This is a genomic window from Paenarthrobacter sp. JL.01a (assembly GCF_025452095.1).
Taxonomy (GTDB): Bacteria; Actinomycetota; Actinomycetes; order Actinomycetales; family Micrococcaceae; genus Arthrobacter.
On record NZ_CP104877.1, the window covers coordinates 3,804,028 to 3,822,390 of the forward strand.

Annotated in this window: 20 protein-coding genes; 7 read left to right on the top strand and 13 right to left on the bottom strand. The window is 62.7% G+C overall.

Going from position 1 to position 18,363, the window contains the following annotated elements; all coding sequences use genetic code 11:
• Nucleotides 1-125: 125 nt before the first annotated feature.
• Nucleotides 126-1,070, bottom strand: a complete 945-nt coding sequence (locus N5P29_RS18025) for a hypothetical protein (protein ID WP_262276169.1) — start codon at nt 1,068-1,070, stop codon at nt 126-128.
• A gap of 240 nt (nt 1,071-1,310) precedes the next feature.
• Here N5P29_RS18025 and N5P29_RS18030 point away from each other — a divergent pair, with 240 nt between their 5' ends.
• The gene (locus N5P29_RS18030; RefSeq protein ID WP_262276170.1) at nt 1,311-1,514 is read left to right on the top strand and encodes a hypothetical protein; all 204 of its coding nucleotides are present in this window, start codon (nt 1,311-1,313) and stop codon (nt 1,512-1,514) included.
• Nucleotides 1,515-1,624: 110 nt separating this feature from the next.
• Here N5P29_RS18030 and N5P29_RS18035 read toward each other — a convergent pair whose 3' ends face one another.
• Nucleotides 1,625-2,473 (bottom strand): DMP19 family protein, encoded by an 849-nt coding sequence (locus N5P29_RS18035; protein ID WP_262276171.1) that lies wholly within the window; start codon nt 2,471-2,473, stop codon nt 1,625-1,627.
• Nucleotides 2,474-2,638: 165 nt separating this feature from the next.
• On the opposite strand from N5P29_RS18035, the gene N5P29_RS18040 reads away from it, so the two are divergent.
• Nucleotides 2,639-6,049, top strand: a complete 3,411-nt coding sequence (locus N5P29_RS18040) for a DEAD/DEAH box helicase (protein ID WP_262276172.1) — start codon at nt 2,639-2,641, stop codon at nt 6,047-6,049.
• Between the two features lie 20 nt (nt 6,050-6,069).
• Here N5P29_RS18040 and N5P29_RS18045 read toward each other — a convergent pair whose 3' ends face one another.
• The 4 genes from N5P29_RS18045 to N5P29_RS18060 all read right to left on the bottom strand — a co-directional run bounded on the left by N5P29_RS18045 (nt 6,070) and on the right by N5P29_RS18060 (nt 8,894).
• On the bottom strand, nt 6,070-6,516 hold the full coding sequence (locus tag N5P29_RS18045; protein WP_262276173.1) for a hypothetical protein: 447 nt from the start codon (nt 6,514-6,516) through the stop codon (nt 6,070-6,072).
• Nucleotides 6,517-6,690: 174 nt separating this feature from the next.
• The gene (locus tag N5P29_RS18050) at nt 6,691-6,984 is read right to left on the bottom strand and encodes a hypothetical protein (RefSeq protein WP_262276174.1); all 294 of its coding nucleotides are present in this window, start codon (nt 6,982-6,984) and stop codon (nt 6,691-6,693) included.
• A gap of 69 nt (nt 6,985-7,053) precedes the next feature.
• Entirely contained in the window at nt 7,054-8,232 is a 1,179-nt protein-coding gene (locus N5P29_RS18055) for an MFS transporter (RefSeq protein ID WP_262276175.1), read from the bottom strand.
• On the bottom strand, nt 8,229-8,894 hold the full coding sequence (locus N5P29_RS18060; RefSeq protein ID WP_262278613.1) for a GntR family transcriptional regulator: 666 nt from the start codon (nt 8,892-8,894) through the stop codon (nt 8,229-8,231). The genes N5P29_RS18055 and N5P29_RS18060 overlap by 4 nt, the downstream gene beginning before the upstream one ends.
• A gap of 303 nt (nt 8,895-9,197) precedes the next feature.
• On the opposite strand from N5P29_RS18060, the gene N5P29_RS18065 reads away from it, so the two are divergent.
• A complete protein-coding gene (locus N5P29_RS18065) occupies nt 9,198-10,307 on the top strand; it encodes a Fic family protein (RefSeq protein ID WP_262276176.1) in 1,110 nt (369 codons plus the stop codon).
• Here the strand turns inward: N5P29_RS18065 and N5P29_RS18070 are convergent.
• Both N5P29_RS18070 and N5P29_RS18075 read right to left on the bottom strand, forming a co-directional pair.
• The gene (locus tag N5P29_RS18070) at nt 10,304-11,104 is read right to left on the bottom strand and encodes a GNAT family N-acetyltransferase (protein ID WP_262276177.1); all 801 of its coding nucleotides are present in this window, start codon (nt 11,102-11,104) and stop codon (nt 10,304-10,306) included. The genes N5P29_RS18065 and N5P29_RS18070 overlap by 4 nt on opposite strands.
• Nucleotides 11,105-11,190: 86 nt before the next feature.
• A complete protein-coding gene (locus N5P29_RS18075) occupies nt 11,191-11,535 on the bottom strand; it encodes a hypothetical protein (protein ID WP_144661163.1) in 345 nt (114 codons plus the stop codon).
• A gap of 106 nt (nt 11,536-11,641) precedes the next feature.
• Here N5P29_RS18075 and N5P29_RS18080 point away from each other — a divergent pair, with 106 nt between their 5' ends.
• Both N5P29_RS18080 and N5P29_RS18085 read left to right on the top strand, forming a co-directional pair.
• On the top strand, nt 11,642-12,292 hold the full coding sequence (locus N5P29_RS18080) for a CG0192-related protein (RefSeq protein WP_262276178.1): 651 nt from the start codon (nt 11,642-11,644) through the stop codon (nt 12,290-12,292).
• A gap of 88 nt (nt 12,293-12,380) precedes the next feature.
• Nucleotides 12,381-12,803: a hypothetical protein gene (locus N5P29_RS18085; RefSeq protein WP_262276179.1), complete on the top strand. Its 423-nt coding sequence runs from the start codon at nt 12,381-12,383 to the stop codon at nt 12,801-12,803.
• Nucleotides 12,804-12,821: 18 nt separating this feature from the next.
• Here the strand turns inward: N5P29_RS18085 and N5P29_RS18090 are convergent, their stop codons facing one another.
• Complete coding sequence (locus N5P29_RS18090; RefSeq protein ID WP_262276180.1) at nt 12,822-13,142, bottom strand: DUF3040 domain-containing protein; 321 nt, start codon at nt 13,140-13,142, stop codon at nt 12,822-12,824.
• 166 nt (nt 13,143-13,308) lie between these two features.
• On the opposite strand from N5P29_RS18090, the gene N5P29_RS18095 reads away from it, so the two are divergent.
• Complete coding sequence (locus N5P29_RS18095) at nt 13,309-13,707, top strand: nuclear transport factor 2 family protein (protein WP_262276181.1); 399 nt, start codon at nt 13,309-13,311, stop codon at nt 13,705-13,707.
• A 59-nt stretch (nt 13,708-13,766) separates the two neighbouring features.
• Nucleotides 13,767-14,171 carry a hypothetical protein gene (locus N5P29_RS18100; RefSeq protein ID WP_262276182.1) on the top strand — a complete coding sequence of 135 codons (405 nt, stop codon included), beginning with the start codon at nt 13,767-13,769 and terminating at the stop codon, nt 14,169-14,171.
• 9 nt (nt 14,172-14,180) lie between these two features.
• On the opposite strand, the gene N5P29_RS18105 is transcribed toward N5P29_RS18100, so the two are convergent.
• From N5P29_RS18105 to dnaK, 4 genes are all read right to left on the bottom strand, one after another.
• Nucleotides 14,181-14,609 carry a heat shock protein transcriptional repressor HspR gene (locus tag N5P29_RS18105; protein ID WP_262276183.1) on the bottom strand — a complete coding sequence of 143 codons (429 nt, stop codon included), beginning with the start codon at nt 14,607-14,609 and terminating at the stop codon, nt 14,181-14,183.
• Nucleotides 14,610-14,619: 10 nt separating this feature from the next.
• The gene (locus N5P29_RS18110; protein ID WP_144661144.1) at nt 14,620-15,594 is read right to left on the bottom strand and encodes a DnaJ C-terminal domain-containing protein; all 975 of its coding nucleotides are present in this window, start codon (nt 15,592-15,594) and stop codon (nt 14,620-14,622) included.
• An 87-nt stretch (nt 15,595-15,681) separates the two neighbouring features.
• Complete coding sequence (locus N5P29_RS18115; RefSeq protein WP_262276184.1) at nt 15,682-16,353, bottom strand: nucleotide exchange factor GrpE; 672 nt, start codon at nt 16,351-16,353, stop codon at nt 15,682-15,684.
• A 2-nt stretch (nt 16,354-16,355) separates the two neighbouring features.
• Nucleotides 16,356-18,221 (bottom strand): molecular chaperone DnaK, encoded by a 1,866-nt coding sequence (gene dnaK / locus N5P29_RS18120; RefSeq protein ID WP_262276185.1) that lies wholly within the window; start codon nt 18,219-18,221, stop codon nt 16,356-16,358.
• Nucleotides 18,222-18,363 lie beyond the last annotated feature (142 nt).

Consider the following 18,363-nt stretch of genomic DNA (forward strand, 5'->3'; position numbering starts at 1 on the left):
CCCCGCCGACGCCGAGTTCGCGGGAAGCCGACCGCCCCCGCATCGAATTCGCGGGAAGCCTGCCAATACCCCTGCAAACTTGCGGCGGGCTCGCAGGCTTCCCGCGAACTGGGCAAAGCCACCCGTCATCCAAGGGCCCGGAGAATACGTTCCTTGAAGGCCCGTTCCTGGAACAAGTCCTTCCACTCGATCCGAATGAAGCGCCAGCCATCTTCCATAAGTGCCTTCTCACGCCGGCGTTCCTGGAAGATGACCTCTTCCGTTGGCTTGTAGTCGAAGTACTTGGTTCGCCCGTCAAACTCCAAAGCCAGCTTCACGTCTTCCCAAGCGAAGTCCATGCGATGGCGGCCAATCCGGGTTTGAACCTCAAATTGCGGCTGAGGGGGCTTGATGCGCAATCTCTGCATCAGGTCACGGGTGAGCGTCTCCCCAGCAGACTCGGAGCGCGGATCTGCGTTCTCCAGTGCCTTGCGCAGCGTTCGCACACCCCGTTTGCCGCTGGAGGCCGCCAGCATCCGGTTAAGCGTTTGGATGTCCCCGCCCAATCGCAGCCCATGGTCCATGATCACCAGAGCCTTTGGATAGCTGAGCATTCTCGCGCAGTCGAACATGGTGCGCTCAAGCGAGGTCGCCCGCAGGCCCCGAACCATCACGACATCGTCTTCAGTGAAGCTCTCTGTATGTCCCGTGACATCCTTGCCCCAGCGGTCCGGAGAAGGCCTGACTGGAGAAAGCACGTGGACCTTGTCATCAACACCCCACACGAACAATCCGTGGAGTCGCGCCGCGGAGAGGTGGCTGTAAACGAGACCGCCCGACGACGTTGTCAGCGTGCCATGGGCGTGCGCCACGATGCGCGCCATCGCCTTCCGCCTTGGACCCAGGGCGTTCCACTTGCTGGACCTGATGTAGCAGCCGTACCTCAACCGCTGCAATTCCCCGGCGTCTACCAGCGCCCTGATTTTTCTGGCATTTAGCCCGAAGCGGAGCAGTTCATCGGTCCTCCACATATGGCCGCGTGAGGGTAACGGCAAGACGGGGATGACCGGAGTTGCTGACGTTGATTCCATCGGCCCAGCATCACCGGGCCCGATCCTGTCGCAGAAGGGCCGGCCCTCGCTATGTGGAAAGCCCGGGCCGAAATAGTGGAAACGCTGCGAAGCCGCCCGCAACCTTGCGGCGACTGCGCACGCTTCCCACGAAGCGGCGGGAGCAGACGCAGCGTACGGTTGAAACAGCGGACGACGTCGACCACGAGTTGCCGGGCAGCTCACCGAGGCAGGACTGCAACACTCCGGGGGGGAGAGAACATGACACAGAAGGGCACCACGAAGAACCGCGCAAACCTGTCATTCCTGGTTCTCCAGGAGGTGGCGTGGATACTGGGTTTGGTGGCGATGACGCTCGACTTCGTAAAACATGGGCCGGGCTGGATCTGGATTAGCCTGCTTGTCTGCTGGCAGGCGGCAATCCTCTGGGGCTTCGTCAAGCTGCGTAGGGCCAGAACCGGCTAGCGCCTCGACCCAGTCCAAGTCGCCGGAAGCTGCCGGGATCGCTGGAAAACTCCGGCGATCCCGCAGCGTTCCAGCGATCTCAGCGAGGCGCCCGGCGAGGCGCGAACGGCCTAGGCCCCCACGAACTCGTCGGACTCCTCGAACTCCACAGCCGCAATGATTTCCTTGGTCTCTGGGTGGATCATGAAGGCCTCCTCGTCGTCCTCGATCATGAGGTAGTCCCCGTGGTCGGTGGAGAAGTGCCAGGCGAGGGTCTTCACGCCGTCGTGCTCGTAGTTCGGATCGCCCATGGTGATCTTCTCCAGCGCAAAGCCGGCCACATTGCACAGTTCCCGGATGATGACCTCGAACTCGGGAGCGTTGGCGAGTGCTTCCTCCTCAGCTTCGGCCTGGCGCTCGGCCAAATCCGGGATGAGGGCCACACGAACTGCGATGTGTGCCTCGATTTCTTCGTCGGAAAGAACCAGCAGCTCGGACTGGTCGCGGAGGTACACGGCGTTGAGGTCGATAATGTCCTCCTCTTCAAGCAAGGCTTCAAACTCACCGTCCAACTCGTCCAGCGCCTCAACGGCAGGAACGGGCGACTCGGCCTCATCCAGCTCGCCGTCAAGATAGGCTTCGGCTTCGTCCTCCGTCAACGCATCAAACGCCGAAGCAGTGCGGTCGAAGAGATCCAGGTGCCGGGTAGCGCCCATGGCTTCAAGGCCCGCACGGACGTAGGCATCAACCTCTTCACGCTCAGGAGCGGTGAACACGTACTGCGCGAACCCACCCGAGAGCGCCTGGGTCAGGTAGAAGTCCACAAAGTAGCTGTTGAGCGCGGCGGGTGAGATCTCGTCGCTGTTGAGGAGTTCGGCGTACATATGGTTCACGACCGTGACGTTGGAATCCACTACATCCCCGTTGCCGGCTGCGAAAGCGCTCTTGTTCAGGACGACGGGGTATTCGTTGGTAGTCATGGGAAATCCTCACTGCTGAAAGCTGATGGTGCTCCGGACACCTACAACGTACGCGTGGCAGTGGCGCCGCAATCGAGGTGGAGGTGAACGGTGGGCGAAGTTTGGGGGCCGCTGGGGGCTGACTAAGATTGAGCAGATAACCTCCTGCCGAAAGTAGCCCGACGCATGCCGTCCCCCACCGACGAATCCTGGGAACTGGCCATTCAGACTCCAGCCATCAACGACCGCTCCTTGGCGGCCGGACTGGCGTATGCCATGGGCAGCCGGGTGAGCGGCATTTCCTTCGATCCGGCTACCGGGCTTCTCCTGGGCAAGGTCCGCGGCAGCGGCCCGCAACCGTATTCGACGTCGGCCAAACTGGTCCGCAAGCCCGCCGGCTGGAGCTGCACTGTGGGGATCTGCAGCTGCCCGGTCCGCAAGGACTGCAAGCACGTGGCGGCCCTGCTTTTCACCGCCGAAGACCACCCCACCATCCGCGCCCAACTTTTGTCGCAAGCGCCAGGCATCCAGACAGCCAGGCCGTCGGAGATCGGCGCAGCGCGTCCCGCTTGGGAACAAGCCCTCAACAGGCTGATCGCCAAGCCCGGCACTGCGCCCTCCGCCGCGGGAATCCCCCTGGCCCTCCAGTTCGAAGTGGAGGAACCGGCCGCGCACTTCTCCTACACAGGCCGGCGCGACCCCATGCGCAGCGTCCGCCAGCTCAAGGCCCGCCCCGTCATGATGGGCGCCAAAGGCAAATGGATCCGCGGCGACGTGTCCTGGAACAACCTGAGCTACGTCAGTTTCCGGCGCGAATTCAACGAGGTCCACGTCGAGTGGCTTCAGACTTTCCTGGCCGCCCACGGTTCCAGCAACGGACGGCAACAGCCCTCCGGTGCGATGTGGCTGAGCCTGAACGACTTCGCCGCCAAGAACTTGTGGACCCTGCTCGATGAGGCGAAAAAGGCCGGCCTCCCGCTCATCCACTCCGCTGGGAGCGAGCCTGTCCGCGTCGAGGCCCAACCCGCCGTCGTCGGACTCAGTCTGGCGAGACTGGACGCGAACGGAACCGAAAGCGCAACGCACGACGGCGGCCTGGAACTTGCGCCGTCCGTCACCGTCGGCGGGGATGCCGTAGACCCCGGGACCCTGGGTTTCCTGGGTAAGCCGGCCACCGGCATCTTCTTTACCCATTCCGGCGAAACGCTGCCCGGAGTTCCGCAACAGAAGAACCTGATCACACTGGCCCCGATCGAGGGTGCCATCAGCGACGAGCTGCTCGAATTCGTCACCGAGGGGCAGACGCTCCAGATACCCGCTGAGGACGAGAGCCGCTTCCTGACCTCGTTCTACCCGAAGCTGCGGCAATCCACGCCCGTCCAGGCCGCCGACAAGTCCGTGGAGCTGCCCACCCTTGCCGTGCCGACGCTCTCGCTCCTGGCCAACTACGGCAACGACCACAAAGTCCGGCTGCACTGGGAATGGCACTACACCTCCGGAACGCTCGTCACCGCGCAGCCCCTGTGGCGGCACCCGGACGACCGCGGCTACCGGGATGATGCTGCCGAGGCACGCATTCTTGAATCGCTCGGCCGGCCGTGGGACGCGGTCCCCGCGCTCGCGGAGTCGGCAACGGGAGGGTGGGGTGCCCCGCGCCTGGCCGCTACCGCGGAACTGGGCGGCCTGGACACCCTGGCCTTCACCGAAGAGGTGCTGCCCGCGCTCAAGGAACTGCCCGACGTCGTCGTGGAAACTTCCGGCGACATCGCCGACTACCGGGAGGCTGAAGAAGCACCGGTAGTGTCCATCTCCACCAAGGAAACCGCCAGCGGTGACTGGTTCGACCTCGGAATTGTGATCACGCTCGAAGGCGAACCGGTTTCCTTCGCGGCTGTTTTCTCCGCGCTCGCCGCCGGCCAAACCCGTATGCTCCTTCCCAGCGGCGCGCACTTCTCCCTGGACCTGCCCGAACTGCATCAGCTCCGCGCCCTGATCGACGAAGCCCGCTCACTTCAGGACAACCCCGACAACAAGGACGGCACCCTGCAGATCAGCCGCTTCCAGGTGGGGCTCTGGGATGAGCTCGCGCAGCTCGGAATCGTGGACGAACAGGCCGCTGCCTGGCGCGAGGCTGTTGGCGGACTGCTCGACGACGGCGTGACCGGGCTGCCGCTGCCGGCCGGCCTTAACGCTGAGCTGCGTCCGTATCAGCTGGAGGGTTTCAACTGGCTCAGCTTCCTGTACAAGCACAGCCTCGGCGGCGTGCTGGCGGACGACATGGGCCTGGGCAAGACCGTGCAGGCGATCGCGCTTATGTGCGCGGCCAAGGAGCTCGCCGTCTCCGATGGCAATGACAGGGCGCCGTTCCTTGTTGTGGCTCCCACCAGCGTCGTCAGCAACTGGGCGTTGGAAGCGCAGCGGTTCGCTCCAGGCCTTGTGGTGCGCACGGTTTCGGAGACCTTCGCCAAGAGCGGCCTGTTGCCGTCGGAAGCCATGGCGGGGGCCGACGTCGTCATTACCTCCTATGCCTTGTTCCGGATCGATTACGAGGCCTACGCCTATTTCCAGTGGGCCGGGCTGATGCTGGACGAGGCCCAATTTGTGAAGAACCACCAATCCAAGGCGTACCAGTGCGCGCGGAAGCTCCCTGCCCGGTTCAAGCTCGCGATCACCGGTACTCCTCTTGAGAACAACCTCATGGAGTTCTGGGCGCTGACGTCCATCGTGGCGCCCGGTCTGTTCCCGAGCCCCAAGAGGTTCGCCGAAAACTACCAAAAGCCGGTGGAAAAGAACGGTGACTCGGCGCAGCTGGACAAGCTCCGGCGTCGTGTCCGTCCACTGATGATGCGCCGCACCAAAGAGCAGGTCATCAAGGATCTGCCGCCGAAGCAGGAGCAGATCCTCGAAGTGGTGCTCAACCCGCGGCACCAAAAGGTCTACCAAACACACCTGCAGCGTGAGCGTCAGAAGATCCTGGGGCTGATCGACGACGTCAACAAGAACCGATTCACGATCTTCCAGTCATTGACCCTGCTGCGGCAGCTGAGCCTGGATGCGTCGCTGGTGGATTCCTCGCTTGCTGCCGTGCGCTCGTCCAAGCTGGATGTGCTGTTCGAGCAACTCGAGGACATCATCTCCGAGGGACACCGGACGTTGATCTTCAGCCAGTTCACCGGATTCCTGGGCAAGGTCCGCGAGCGCATGGACGCGGAGGGGATCGAGTACTGCTACCTCGACGGCAGTACCCGGAACCGTGGAGACGTGGTGAGTGAGTTCAAGAACGGCACTGCGCCGGTGTTCCTGATCTCCCTCAAGGCCGGTGGTTTCGGTTTGAACCTGACCGAGGCGGACTACGTGTTCCTGTTGGATCCGTGGTGGAACCCTGCCTCCGAAGCCCAGGCCGTGGACCGCACCCACCGCATCGGGCAGGCTCGGAACGTCATGGTCTACCGGTTGGTGGCGAAGGACACCATCGAGGAGAAGGTCATGGCGTTGAAGGCCAAGAAGTCGCAGCTGTTCGCGGATGTGATGGAGGGCGATGCACTGGCCGGCGGTTCGTTGACGGCGGAGGACCTGGCGGCGCTGTTCGCGGAGTAGGGGTGGGGCACGGGCGAGACTCAGCTGGAGCGGAAGCCTGGGTTTGTCTGCCTCTCCAGCTGCTCGACCCGGCGCTCCAAATTCGAAAGCCTTTCTTCAAACGGTTGGGGCTGAGGATGGAAGGAACGTGCATTCCTCAGGTTTCCCTTATCGGTCGCCGTCAATGGCTTTGGATGATCCCGTAATGCTCGAGAAAGAACACCCAGGACCAGCTCTTTCCTCCATCTCGGATAACGATGAGGCCCATCCGCCGTCGCAACCGTAACGTAGATTGCTGCACCGGTTCTGAGCGCTTCACCGCTGGGATCTTTGGATCCATCCTGCAGAAGGCCCACCAAGCGCAACAACGTACCAACGTATTGCGGGGTTGTACGTAATTCGGCCCCTAACTCTTTCTGGCCCCAAAAGGCATCACGACTGACTTCCATGCCATTGTCGTCAAAGATGGGGGACAGCGGTTTCTCCATGGAGTTACTCCTTTGCTTCGGATGCCGATGACAGCTTGTTGCGCCGTCTCTTCCTGTCATGCAGCGCGCCTCCGAGAACGGAGAGGCCAACTGTTACACCAACCACAGGGCCGGATACGTAGCCAAAGAGACCGCCAACTGCCAACGCTCCTGCAAATGCTAAAAGTCGTGACTTCAAGGGTTCCTCTTCTGACTTCCGGTCAGCGTGATATCCGTGCGCTCCGTGGCGTTCCTAATCGTGATCGCGACATCATCCTCGACGCTGAAAAGACGTTGCCCGACGCCGTTGACGTAGACCCAGACGCCACTGCCATCCGGCATGACATTCACAACCACGCCCGCATCAAGGGCAGCACCTGGTTGCTTGACCTCGACTTCGTCACCCGGCACGAAGTACTCCCATGCCTTGTAGTAACGCACCGGCAAATTCTCCGGATCCGACATCACGAACACAGTGCTTTCTTCCACTGGGAACCGTCCCCCTCACTTTCCCGCTTAACTAGCAGTGAGGCGAGGGGCCAGAACGTGACGGGTGGATCAGTCGTCCAGTCGCACACCCCGCAGCAGCAGCATCGTCCCGCCCACGGCAACCGCCGATGCAAGGAACACCCCTGCCGCCCCCAGACCCACCGCGACTACACCGATGGCACTGGGCAGTACCACTTGGCCCACGCGGTTGCCAGCCAAACGAAGAGCCAGCGCGCGCCCGCGTTGACCGGCCGGCGCCTGCGCGGAAAGCCACGACATCGTGAGCGGCTGACCGATTCCCAACCCGAGCCCCAGGAGTGCCATGACCACGAACAATAGCCACCCGGGCATCGGAATCGCCGCTACGGCAAGGGCGATCGTGGAGATGGCCAAGCTCAGGACCAGCAGCCGCATCCGGCCGAGCTTGCGGGACATGCTGCCCAGGCCGATCCGGGACACCATGGAGAACAGGGCGCGGACGGTCAGCATGAGACCCACCGTCGCGGCGGACAGCCCGCGCTCGGCACCAAGCGCGGGCAGGTAGACAACAGTCAGGTCGACGACGGCCAGCACGGTGGCGCTCGTCGCGAGGGCCCGTACGACGCCGGGCGTCTTCAGTAGCGCGATCGCGCCACCCTTGGGGCCATTCCTGGCCCTTGTTCTGCCGGTGCGGCCACTGACACCGCGTGAGATGACGAACGTGGTCAGGAACAACACCAGGCTCATGCCAACGGACAAGATGAAAATCGCCTGCGTGTTGGGGTGCACGGAAGCCCCGCCCACTACGGAGATCGCCAGCGGGCCAAGGGCTTGCCCCAGCGACGCCGCGAACGTCAGGTAGCCGAACGCCGAGTCCAGTCGGGATGACGCAGCATTGTTCGCCACCACCGCCTGCTGGCCCACCACGCACGCCAACTGGCCAGCACCAAGGAGGGCCGTTCCGGCCACCAAGGCTGCCACCGACGTCCCCCAGAAGAGCAGGAACGCGGAACAGCCAAGGACGACGGCGGACCCGGTCGCCATGAGGCGACGCTCTCCCAAACGGTCCACGAGGCCGCCGATCGGCAGTGCCAGCAGCAGAGGGAAGACGGCGTAACTGGCGGCCAGCACGCCGAGGGCGAAGGCAGGGACATCAAGTTCCAGGGCCCTGTAAGTCGCAGCGGGCCGGACCAGGAAAGTCACGGCCTGTATCAGCGCAGAGTGGATGAGAAGCGCTGTAGACGAGCGGCGCCCGAGTTCGCCGATCATGAGACGTCGAGACCGTGCTGGGAAATGACCCGCAAAGTCTCATCCCGGGCACCGATGACGTGCTCGAATGCGATCCGGGCGGCTTTTTCCGCATCCTTGGACGCAATGGCATCCACCAGCAGCCGATGATTGGCAAGTGCTTCGTCGCGTCGGTGGGGAGCGTTGTTGGTGAAGTATCTGTAGCGCTCAACGTGGCTGGAGATCTGCCCGTGAAAGCGTTGGGCCCAGGAGTTGCCTGCGATCCTGGCAATCGTCGCGTGCAGGGCGACCCCGTATTTCATGGCTTCATCCGCGAAGTCCACCAGCGCCGCGTTGCGGGCCACGATCCCCCGAAGCTCTTCGAGGTCTACCGCGGTGGCTTTGGCGCACGCTTCCCGGGCCATCAAGGACTCCAAGGCAGCACGGACGTCGTACATCTCTGAAATGGCTTTTTCGTCGAGCACCGGAACCAGTACTCCGCCGGTGGGTTGCTGCTCCAGGAGGCTTTCAGAGATCAGCCGGCGGATGGCTTCCCGCAGGGGCGTCCGGCTGACCTGCAGCTCATTCGCCATGGCGGGTTCGTAGATGCGCTCACCAGGTTTGAGTTCCAGGCTGAGGATTCGCCGCTTGAGTTCGCTGTAGACGAGGTGGGCGCCGGTGTTCCGGGCTTGTGGGTCTGTCAATTCTGCCGCCATGTAGAGAAGGTGTACTTGTATACATATATACACTCTGCTGCGCCGCATGATTGTCAGTCCGAGGCGATAGGGTCCCTTGTAAATAAATGATTGCGAACCCTGAGCTGCCTTTCCTTCACCCTCGCCTCATGCGAAGAGCAAACAACAGCTCCACTATTCGCATTTCTGGCATAAAATGCGAATAACGCTTGGGTTGTTCACTCTTCTGGAGGGTTGATGGGGACATGGCCGATTCACGGCAGTGAGGTAATGCCTTGGAAGAGCTCCGGCCGTCCCCCTCGGGAAGACCGAATGTTCACCGAGGTGGAAGTCTCGCTCCCGCCGGAGATTAGAGAACTTTGGTACGAGCCTGGACGGGAAACGATCGTGACCCTCGAAGAAGCCGCCATCGCCGTGGCCTCCCTCGACGTGAGGGCGGGTTCACGGATGGCGGCCATCAGCGGCTTCTTGCTGCGGAGCGAAGCGGTTTCATCGTCAAAGATCGAGCATGTGGACGCGAACCGCAATGACTATGCCAGAGCAATTGTTGGACTCAAGGCCTCCGATCAAGCCAAGTCCATGGTGGCTGCGGCAGAGGCCGTTCAGAGCATGATTCAGGACGCGGGTGAAGCTGGCGAGGTTCGACTGCAAGCCCTCCTGGCAGCTCACAGGAAGCTCATGAAGGACGACCCGGTCGACGGGCACAACGCCGGTTTGTTCCGGAATGTCCAGAACTGGATTGGGGGAAGCGACTATTCACCAAGAGGCGCAGTGCATGTTCCGCCTCCTCCCGCGCTGGTTCCCGGTCTCATGGATGACCTCTTGTCGTTCTGCGCGCGAAGAGACGTCCCTATCATGGCGCAAGCAGCCATTGCCCACGCTCAATTCGAGTCCATTCACCCCTTCACCGATGGAAATGGCCGCATCGGACGGGCCTTGATAGGCGCCATTTCGCGACGACGGGGCCTCACCAGAAACACTGTCACTCCTATTGCCTCGGCGATGGTCGCAGATATCGATACTTACTTCTCGCTGCTGAACATCTACCGCACGGGAGACCTGGATCCTTTCGTGCTCTATCTGGCCAGGTCCTCTCTGCGTGCAGCGGAAGCTGCAAGTGAGTCTGTGACTGCCTTGGATTCTCTGCCTTCGGCGTGGGTTGAGGTTGTGCGTCCACGCAAGGGCTCATCCGATGAAAAGATCCTCCCTTGGCTGTTGGAACGGCCGGTTTTCGAAGCCCACAGCGCCGCCTATGTTGCGGGCGTTGATGAACGTTCCATCTACAGAGTCCTGGACAGGCTGACTGAGGCTGGAGTGCTCTCACTGATTACCCAGTCAAAGCGGAACCGCGCGTGGGCAGCTACGGAAGTGCTCGATGAGGTCGACAGGCTCAACAAACGCCTAGCCGGCCGCGCTCTTTAGCTCCGCGCCCAGTGGTACGGCGTCGTCGTCGAGACCTTGAGTAAACCGGAGCGCTCCAGGATCGGGCGCGAGTATTCGGTTGAGTCGCTCTGGATGAAGGATTTGCCCTTCGCGAGCGCCGACTGGGCGCGGCGCGCAGTGAGTGCACGGTAAATTCCACGGCCTCGCCATTCCGGGCGGGTTGCCCCTCCCCAAATCCCGGCAAAATCGGTCCCGGCCACGGGATCCAGGCGTCCAGCGCTGACAACACGACCCTCCGCTTCAGCGACCCACAGCTCCATGCCGTCGTCCAACGTCAACCTGTGCAGCAGGCCATCGGCCATCTCGTCCGACACAGGATCACCGAACACCTCGTCCTGCATCGCCGTCATGGCCCGCACATCCGGCTCGTCGACGACGCGACGCAACGTCACGCCGTCGGGAAGCGGCACGTCCGCACTGAGCGCCTGCGCCTCCCCGATCATGATCGATTCGGGCTCCCCAGCGGCGAAGCCGTTGGCGAGGAGAGCTTCGTGGAGGCCAGGGGCGTCGTCGTGCCCGCGGGTCTTCCACTCGGCCCTGGTGATTTCAGGCCGGCTCTTGAAGAACGCAACACTGTCAGCAACCAGGCCACGGATACCTTCCTCGTCCGCCCCACCCAGGTCCCGGTAGGTGATGAAGCCGCGGCCACCGAAGAAGGTGGCCAAACGCAGCGGCCCAAGCGACGTAACTGTCAGCGCATCCGACGTCTCCGCATCAGTACGAAGCTGCTGGTCATAGGCGGCGAGAAGACGTTTCTTCGCATCAGCGTGGCTCATTGTGGAGAGCCTACTGCACACGACAACGCTCCCCCACCCGCAACTCCGGAAGAGTGCTGATGGGGGAGCGTTGAAACGGTAAGCGGTTACTGGCCGCCGCGGCAGAGCTGGCCGTACTTGCTGCCTGCTTCCTGGTATGCGGTGGTAAGTTCACCCAGCTTCTTCTCGTCCGGGTTCTCCTTGGCCTGCTCGTCGAAGAAATCGAGGATGGAGGTCACCACCGGCTTCATTTCGTCGGAAGCTACGCCTTCAATGGGGCGGATGGCGTTGGCTACGCGAGTCGTGGCCGTCTTGTTGTTTTCCTGGGTCAAACCTGCGGCGGCGGCGGCCATCCTGTCACAGGTCTGTGCGGTGGTCAGCTGCGGTGCTGAACAGGCGGAGGCTGAGACAAGCAGCCCGGCAGCAATCAGGACAGTGGTGAGTTTCTTCATGATTCCCTCAGTGGTCGACGTCCCTTTGATTGTAAACAGAGCAGGGCCAAGCCCACGCATCGGGCTTGCTTAGGGACAGGATGCGGGCTGCCCTAGGCTGGGGGACATGGCGATCATTCACAAAGCAACCCTGTCCCCTTCCAAGCTCGAACTCATCGCTGACTACCTGCCCACGCAGCCGTGGTTCATCCAGGACGGCGCCCCTGAACTCGTCGGTGCCTACCGCTTTGACGATCCCGCAGGCGAGGTCGGCCTCGAGACCCATGTTGTCGCAGCGGGCGAGCGGATCTACCAGGTTCCCCTTAGCTACCGGGGCCACGAGCTGGGCGGCGCCAACGAATGGCTGATCGGCACCATGGAACACTCGGTCCTCGGCAAGCGCTGGGTGTACGACGCCTGCGCCGACCCGGTCTACGTCAAAGCCCTCGCCACAGCCATCCTCACCGGCCAGGAAGAGGCAGCCTTGCTGGTCGACGGCGAGTCCGAACCCCGCCCCAGCGGCGTTACCGTCAAGGGCAGTGGAACGCTCGACGGCGGTTTGCCCACCGTGAGTGCGTCGGCGCCGGTATCGGGCAGCGGCGTGACAATCATTGATGCCGGTGATCTCCGGTTGAAGGTGATCCGTGTACTGGACGCTGCGGCGGATGCATCAGCTGCCACGGCCGAGGCACAGGAACTTCACCACGAGCTTGTCCTCAACGGACAGTGGGCTGGCCTGGACAAGCCGGTGGAGCTGGCCTCCGTGATCCGGAACTAGGTTCCGGGGCCCTCCTGCGGGCCTGTTGCCTGTAGGAAGCACGGCGTAGGCTGGCTCACGGGGCCATCTACTCCGATAGGGGTGCACAATGTACAAACCGCAGAACATCTTTGCAGCGACCCAGGATCTTGCCCGGGAATGGGTAAACCACGCAGCAGAGGGAACCAGCTCACAGACCGATGCCGTGGTGCGGTGGGCCTTGGCCAGGATTAACCATGCGGATGTACCGTCGGTGGTTCATGGCGTGATGCTCACCCTCACCGGCAACAAGAAGACTGCCAAGGAAGCCCGGCGCACCGCTGCCAAGGCCGTAAGCCGGGCAACGCGCACTTTGTCCCGCCAGACCCGGAAACCGACAAACCGTCCGCGGGGCTTGCTGATCGCCCTCCTCGCCGCCCTTATCGGCGCCGGCGCCGTCCTTGCGTGGCGGACCATGATGCCCTCCGCCGATCCTGATCCCGTGAAAAAGGCGGACGGGCCTGTGCAACCTCCCGTGCCACCCGTCCCCTGAAACGCGAGCGCCTGCTGGCTAGCCCGAAGAATCCCTGCCGCGCCTGCCAATGCGCCGCCGCAAGGAAGATCCGGCCAGAAGCAGATACGCTCCTGTGCTGGCCAAGAGAAATCCGACCACGCCCAGTATCACCAGCTGCGTGGTGATTCCCACGATCACCATCACGAAGCCACCCACCAGGGCAAGGACGCCACCTGTAGTCCGGGCCATTGCACCTCGAAGGCGGCCCGACTTCAGTTCAAGGGCAAGGTCCGGATCCGTTGCCGCCAGATCCCGCTCCAGCTCCTCCAAGCTCCTGCGCTCTTCATCCGACAAGGACACCGGAATCTTCCTCACCACGCGAGCAGCATGGTTGTTGTGGCACTGCTGCTCAGATATCGGCGCGGACGCTGCTTGCCGTGCCTTGCCTTCATTATCTTCCTGATCCTGCCTCACAGCCACTGCCCTTCCAGCCGCTGCCGCGACTGTCCTTCACCTGCTGCCACGCCACGCGCATACTGGGTCCATGAGCGACAAGGATGACTTTTTGGCATGGCTCCGGACGGCTTTGTACAAAGCAGAGTTGGCCCTCCATAATGGCGATGCGGCACCGCGCCGGGCCCTGTGGTCCCGAAATGAACCGGTCAGCGTGCTGGGTGCCTTCAAGAATGCCTACGGGCAGCAGGAACTGAATGAACTCTTCGAGGCACTGGGGGCCAGCTTTTCCGACTGCACGTCGTATGAATTCGAGCTCCAGGCCTACGACGTCATCGGGGACATGGCCTACACGGCAGGGTTGGAGCACACCTCAGCCACGCTGAATGGAACCCCACGGACCTACACGCTCAGGGCAACCCAGGTGTACCGCCGCGAGAACGGCGAGTGGAAGGTAGCGCACAGACACGGCGATACAGTGGCAGACTGAGTGGGAGTTCTTCCCTGTAATCGGACAACGAACCACTGATCGGAAGGTTGCGTCTTCCCATGGCCAAAAAATCCACAGTCACTTCCAGTCCCGTAAAAACCGTCCGCGTTCCCAGGAAGCGTTCACGCGGGCGCACGCTCTGGCTCATCGCCGCAGGACTTGTCGCCGGCATCGCAGGCGGCGTCTTCGCAGTCAGGATGCTGGTGCCGCCCGGCGAACCTGAACCGGTTCGGGACCTTGAACCCCAGCCCAGTGAGACGCTCCCCAGGGAAGAACCTGTAGAAATCTCGACGAGGATGCGCCCGGGCGAGTGGACCGAAGAGTCCCTTCAGGCGCACGTTGAGGACTATCGGCACCGGATCCGGGAGATGGGCGCCAGGGAGTCGCAGATTGTCACCAACGTGGAGCGCACGGAATCGGGAGCCGCCCGGGTGGTGGTCAGTTGGGACCGGACCCGGGACTAGCTCCCGTTCCTAAAGTTCTTCCCCCGACCGCGGACGCCATACGACGACGGCCTGGGACCTTCCGCGCGGGCGCTGGCCCCGGGCGAGGCTCACCACGTCTCCGGCGGCTCCGGCCGCGAAGATCCTGGTGTCCACAGGCGTCCGGCGCCGCGACAGTTCCTCGGTCAGCTCAGCTACGCGGTATTGCAGCGCGGCTACCTGGTTTTCGAGGTCCAGGATGCGTTTGATGCCCTCAAGGGACACGCCGGACTGTGAGAGGCGCTGGACCTCACGCAGCTTGTTGACATCGTTTTGCGAATATCGCCGGGATTTGCCCGGCGCACGGCTGGGCGAGACGATGCCCAGCCGGTCGTACTGGCGCAACGTCTGCGGATGCATGTCGGCAAGCTCCGCAGCTACGGAGATGACGAAGATCGGCTGATTGACGTCGATTGCCATGACCCTCTCCTTACAACCGGGCCTTCGCGGCCAGGTCGTGACGCGGATTGGCGTCGGAGGTGGCTGCAGCGAACGCCTTCACAGCTTCTTCAGCTTCCTTGTTCAGGTTTTGAGGAACGGCGACGTCGATGGTCACCAGCAGGTCGCCGGTCCCCTTCGATGTCTTCACGCCGCGGCCCTTCACCCGCAAAGTGCGGCCAGCGGGTGTGCCCGCCGGGACACGCAACTTGACGGTGTCGCCGTCGAGCGTTGGAACCTCAATGGTGGCGCCGAGCGCCGCTTCCGCGAACGTGACGGGCACGTGGATGCGGATGTTGTCGCCGTCGCGCTGGAAGAAATCGTGGGGTTTCACGTTGACCGTGATGATGAGGTCGCCGTTTCCGGCCGGGCCAACGTTGCCCTTGCCGCGCTGGCGTACCTTCTGCCCGTCCTTGATTCCCGCGGGAATCTTGACGTCGATGACGTTCCCGTTGCTCTCGCGGAGGCTCACCGTGGTGCCTTTGATGGAACCCGCAAACGAGATCGTGGTGGACGCGGTGCGGTCCGAACCCTTCTGTGGTGCGCGTTGGAAGCCGGTGGGGCCGCCACCGAATCCGCCCCCAAACAGGTCAGCAAACTCCGGCGGAATACCTCCGCCCTGTGGCTGACGTGCGCCTGCGCCGCCGCCGAACAAGCCACCGAACAGGTCCTCAAACCCGCCGTTGGCCCCGGCACCGCCACGTCCGGCGCCCGGAGCGAACCGCGCACCGCCACCCATGGCCCGGATGGCGTCATACTGTTGCCGGTCCTCGGGACTCGACAACACCGAGTAAGCCTCGGAAATATCCTTGAACCGCTTCTCCGCAGCAGCATCCCCGGCGTTGGTATCGGGGTGGTACTGCCGGGCAAGCTTGCGGTAAGCCTTCTTGATGTCAGCGTCGGACGCGTCCTTGGCAACACCAAGGATCGCGTAAAAATCCTTTTCAACCCAGTCCTGGCTGGCCAAGAGCGTTTCCTTTCGTTGGTAACGAGATGGCAGTTCGTCCCAATGTTCTCTTCAAACACTGTCACGAACTGCCATCTCGATGAGTTGTTACGCGGGTACAGCCACAATCACCTGGGCTGCACGGAGGACACGCTCGCCTGAGCGGTATCCGGAGCGCAGCACCTGGCTGACAGTGTCAACCTGGATGTCTTCACCGGGCTGCTGGATGAGTGCTTCGTGGATGGTGGGGTCGAATTCGACTCCCGTGTCCGCGATGCGTTCCAGTCCGTACGTCTTGAGCGCGTTCTCCAGCTTGGTGGCGATGGCGGCGAAGGGGCCGTCTTCGAGGTCACCGTGCTGGCGAGCGGCATCGACGTCGTCCAGTACCGGGAGCAGGGAGTTCAGGACGCCGATGACGGCCATCTCCCCTGCTACGGCGCGGTCGCGCTCGACGCGCTTGCGGTAGTTGACGTACTCAGCCTGGAGGCGAAGGAGGTCATTGCGGAGCTCCGCTGCCTGGGCTTCGGCTGCCGCACCTGAGGCTACCGACTCTTCAGCCGGCACCTCTACCCCGTTGAGGATTTCCTCAGCCTGGGAGAGGGCGTCGCCGTCTGTCGGAGCAGCGTTGCCTTCGGCGCCCGCTTCGCCGTGGGGGTGGCGGGCGGCCCCGGTCTCCGGGTCAACCTTGCGGTTGTCCCGGATAACCGGCTTCTGCTGGCCTGATCCCTCGTTGGCGCCGCGTTCGTCAGAGTGCTCTGCTTCGTTGCCGTGATGAGGCATGGCTACTTCTTCGCTTCGTCTTCGTCGATGATTTCGGCGTCAACGATGTCTTCGTCGTTGGCAGCCTTGTCACCGGCGGGAGCGCCTTCAGCACCGGCACCCGGAGCGTCAGCTGCGGAGGCCTGCGAGTAGATGGCCTCGCCGAGCTTGGTCTGGGAAGCCTGGAGCTTCTCGAACGCCGTCTTCACGGCTGCGTCGTCGGTGCCTTCCAGCGCGGACTTGAGGGCGTCGACGTCGGCCTTGACCTCAGTCTTGACCTCTTCAGGCAGCTTGTCGTCGTTGTCGGCGATCAGCTTCTCTACCGAATAGGCGAGCTGTTCAGCGGAGTTACGGGTGTCCGTAGCTTCGCGGCGGGCCTTGTCCTCTGCAGCGTGCTCTTCGGCTTCGCGGACCATGCGGTCGATGTCGTCCTTGGACAGTGCCGTGCCACCGGTGATGGTCATGGACTGTTCCTTGCCGGTGCCCTTGTCCTTGGCGGACACGTGGACGATACCGTTGGCGTCGATGTCGAACGTGACCTCAACCTGCGGAACACCACGAGGTGCCGGAGCGATGCCCGTCAGTTCGAACGTGCCCAGCGGCTTGTTGTCGCGGGTGAATTCGCGCTCGCCCTGGAAGACCTGGATGGCCACGGACGGCTGGTTGTCGTCGGCGGTCGTGAAGGTCTCGGAACGCTTGGTCGGGATGGCCGTGTTGCGCTCGATGAGGTGCGTCATGACACCACCCTTGGTTTCGATACCGAGGGACAGCGGCGTGACGTCGATGAGGAGAACGTCCTTGCGCTCACCCTTCAGGACACCGGCCTGCAGTGCAGCACCAACGGCCACAACTTCATCCGGGTTGACGCCCTTGTTGGGTTCCTTGCCGCCAGCGAGTTCCTTGACGAGCTCGGAGACAGCAGGCATACGGGTGGAGCCACCGACGAGGACGATGTGGTCGATGTCGGAAACCTTGATGCCGGCTTCAGCAATGACGTCGTGGAACGGCTTCTTGGTGCGGTCCAGCAGGTCCTTGGTGAGGTCCTGGAACTTGGCACGGGTCAGCTGCTCATCCAGGTGGACCGGGCCGTCGGGGGTGACGGAGAGGTACTGGAGGGAGATGTTGGTGCTGGTCGAGGAGGAGAGTTCCTTCTTGGCCTGCTCAGCAGCCTCGCGGAGACGCTGGAGGGCGATCTTGTCCTTGGAGAGGTCGATGCCCTTGACCTTGAGCTGGCTCAGGAGCCATTCAACGATGCGGTTGTCCCAGTCGTCGCCACCGAGGCGGTTGTCACCGGCGGTTGCGCGGACCTGGATGGTGGAGAAGTTGTCTTCGTCCTTGCCAACCTCGAGGAGGGAGACGTCGAAGGTACCGCCACCGAGATCGAAGACCAGGATGAGTTCGTCTTCCTTGCCCTTGTCCAGACCGTAGGCCAGTGCGGCCGCGGTGGGCTCGTTGACGATGCGCAGGACGTTGAGGCCTGCGATTTCGCCGGCTTCCTTAGTGGACTGGCGCTCGGCGTCGTTGAAGTAAGCCGGAACGGTGATCACAGCGTCGGTGACCTTTTCGCCCAAGTAGCTCTCGGCGTCGTTCTTAAGCTTCATAAGGATACGCGCGGAAATTTCCTGCGGCGTGTACTTCTTGTCATCGATGGCGACGGTCCAGTCGGTGCCCATGTGGCGCTTGACCGAGGCGATGGTGCGATCGATGTTGTTGACGGCCTGGCGCTTGGCGATCTCGCCAACCAGAACCTCGCCGGACTTGGAGAACGCGACGACGGACGGCGTGGTGCGGCCGCCTTCGGCGTTGGCGATGACGGTGGGCTCGCCACCTTCAAGAACAGAGACCACGGAGTTGGTGGTTCCGAGGTCGATACCTACTGCACGTGACATATCTTGCTTCCTTTCAATGACCGATGTTGATGATTGCATCCGGCCCGCAAGGGTCCGCTGGTGCGGTCTTGCTGGTTCGGGAGCCTGCTCAACAATCGGCTAGTTGAGCGTTCTGCACTCAACTGTACTCAGCCTCGGAAAG

What these genes read in the sequence shown, in the direction of transcription:
- N5P29_RS18035 (WP_262276171.1), bottom strand. Translation starts at nt 2,473, where the DNA reads ATGACTACCAACGAATACCCCGTCGTCCTGAACAAGAGCGCTTTCGCA.
- N5P29_RS18045 (WP_262276173.1), bottom strand. Translation starts at nt 6,516, where the DNA reads ATGGAGAAACCGCTGTCCCCCATCTTTGACGACAATGGCATGGAAGTC.
- N5P29_RS18105 (WP_262276183.1), bottom strand. Translation starts at nt 14,609, where the DNA reads ATGGCAATCGACGTCAATCAGCCGATCTTCGTCATCTCCGTAGCTGCG.
- N5P29_RS18115 (WP_262276184.1), bottom strand. Translation starts at nt 16,353, where the DNA reads ATGCCTCATCACGGCAACGAAGCAGAGCACTCTGACGAACGCGGCGCC.
- N5P29_RS18065 (WP_262276176.1), top strand. Translation starts at nt 9,198, where the DNA reads ATGTTCACCGAGGTGGAAGTCTCGCTCCCGCCGGAGATTAGAGAACTT.
- N5P29_RS18040 (WP_262276172.1), top strand. Translation starts at nt 2,639, where the DNA reads ATGCCGTCCCCCACCGACGAATCCTGGGAACTGGCCATTCAGACTCCA.
- N5P29_RS18100 (WP_262276182.1), top strand. Translation starts at nt 13,767, where the DNA reads ATGGCCAAAAAATCCACAGTCACTTCCAGTCCCGTAAAAACCGTCCGC.
- N5P29_RS18095 (WP_262276181.1), top strand. Translation starts at nt 13,309, where the DNA reads ATGAGCGACAAGGATGACTTTTTGGCATGGCTCCGGACGGCTTTGTAC.
- N5P29_RS18070 (WP_262276177.1), bottom strand. Translation starts at nt 11,104, where the DNA reads ATGAGCCACGCTGATGCGAAGAAACGTCTTCTCGCCGCCTATGACCAG.
- N5P29_RS18055 (WP_262276175.1), bottom strand. Translation starts at nt 8,232, where the DNA reads ATGATCGGCGAACTCGGGCGCCGCTCGTCTACAGCGCTTCTCATCCAC.
- N5P29_RS18025 (WP_262276169.1), bottom strand. Translation starts at nt 1,070, where the DNA reads ATGGAATCAACGTCAGCAACTCCGGTCATCCCCGTCTTGCCGTTACCC.
- dnaK (WP_262276185.1), bottom strand. Translation starts at nt 18,221, where the DNA reads ATGTCACGTGCAGTAGGTATCGACCTCGGAACCACCAACTCCGTGGTC.
- N5P29_RS18085 (WP_262276179.1), top strand. Translation starts at nt 12,381, where the DNA reads ATGTACAAACCGCAGAACATCTTTGCAGCGACCCAGGATCTTGCCCGG.
- N5P29_RS18080 (WP_262276178.1), top strand. Translation starts at nt 11,642, where the DNA reads ATGGCGATCATTCACAAAGCAACCCTGTCCCCTTCCAAGCTCGAACTC.
- N5P29_RS18030 (WP_262276170.1), top strand. Translation starts at nt 1,311, where the DNA reads ATGACACAGAAGGGCACCACGAAGAACCGCGCAAACCTGTCATTCCTG.
- N5P29_RS18075 (WP_144661163.1), bottom strand. Translation starts at nt 11,535, where the DNA reads ATGAAGAAACTCACCACTGTCCTGATTGCTGCCGGGCTGCTTGTCTCA.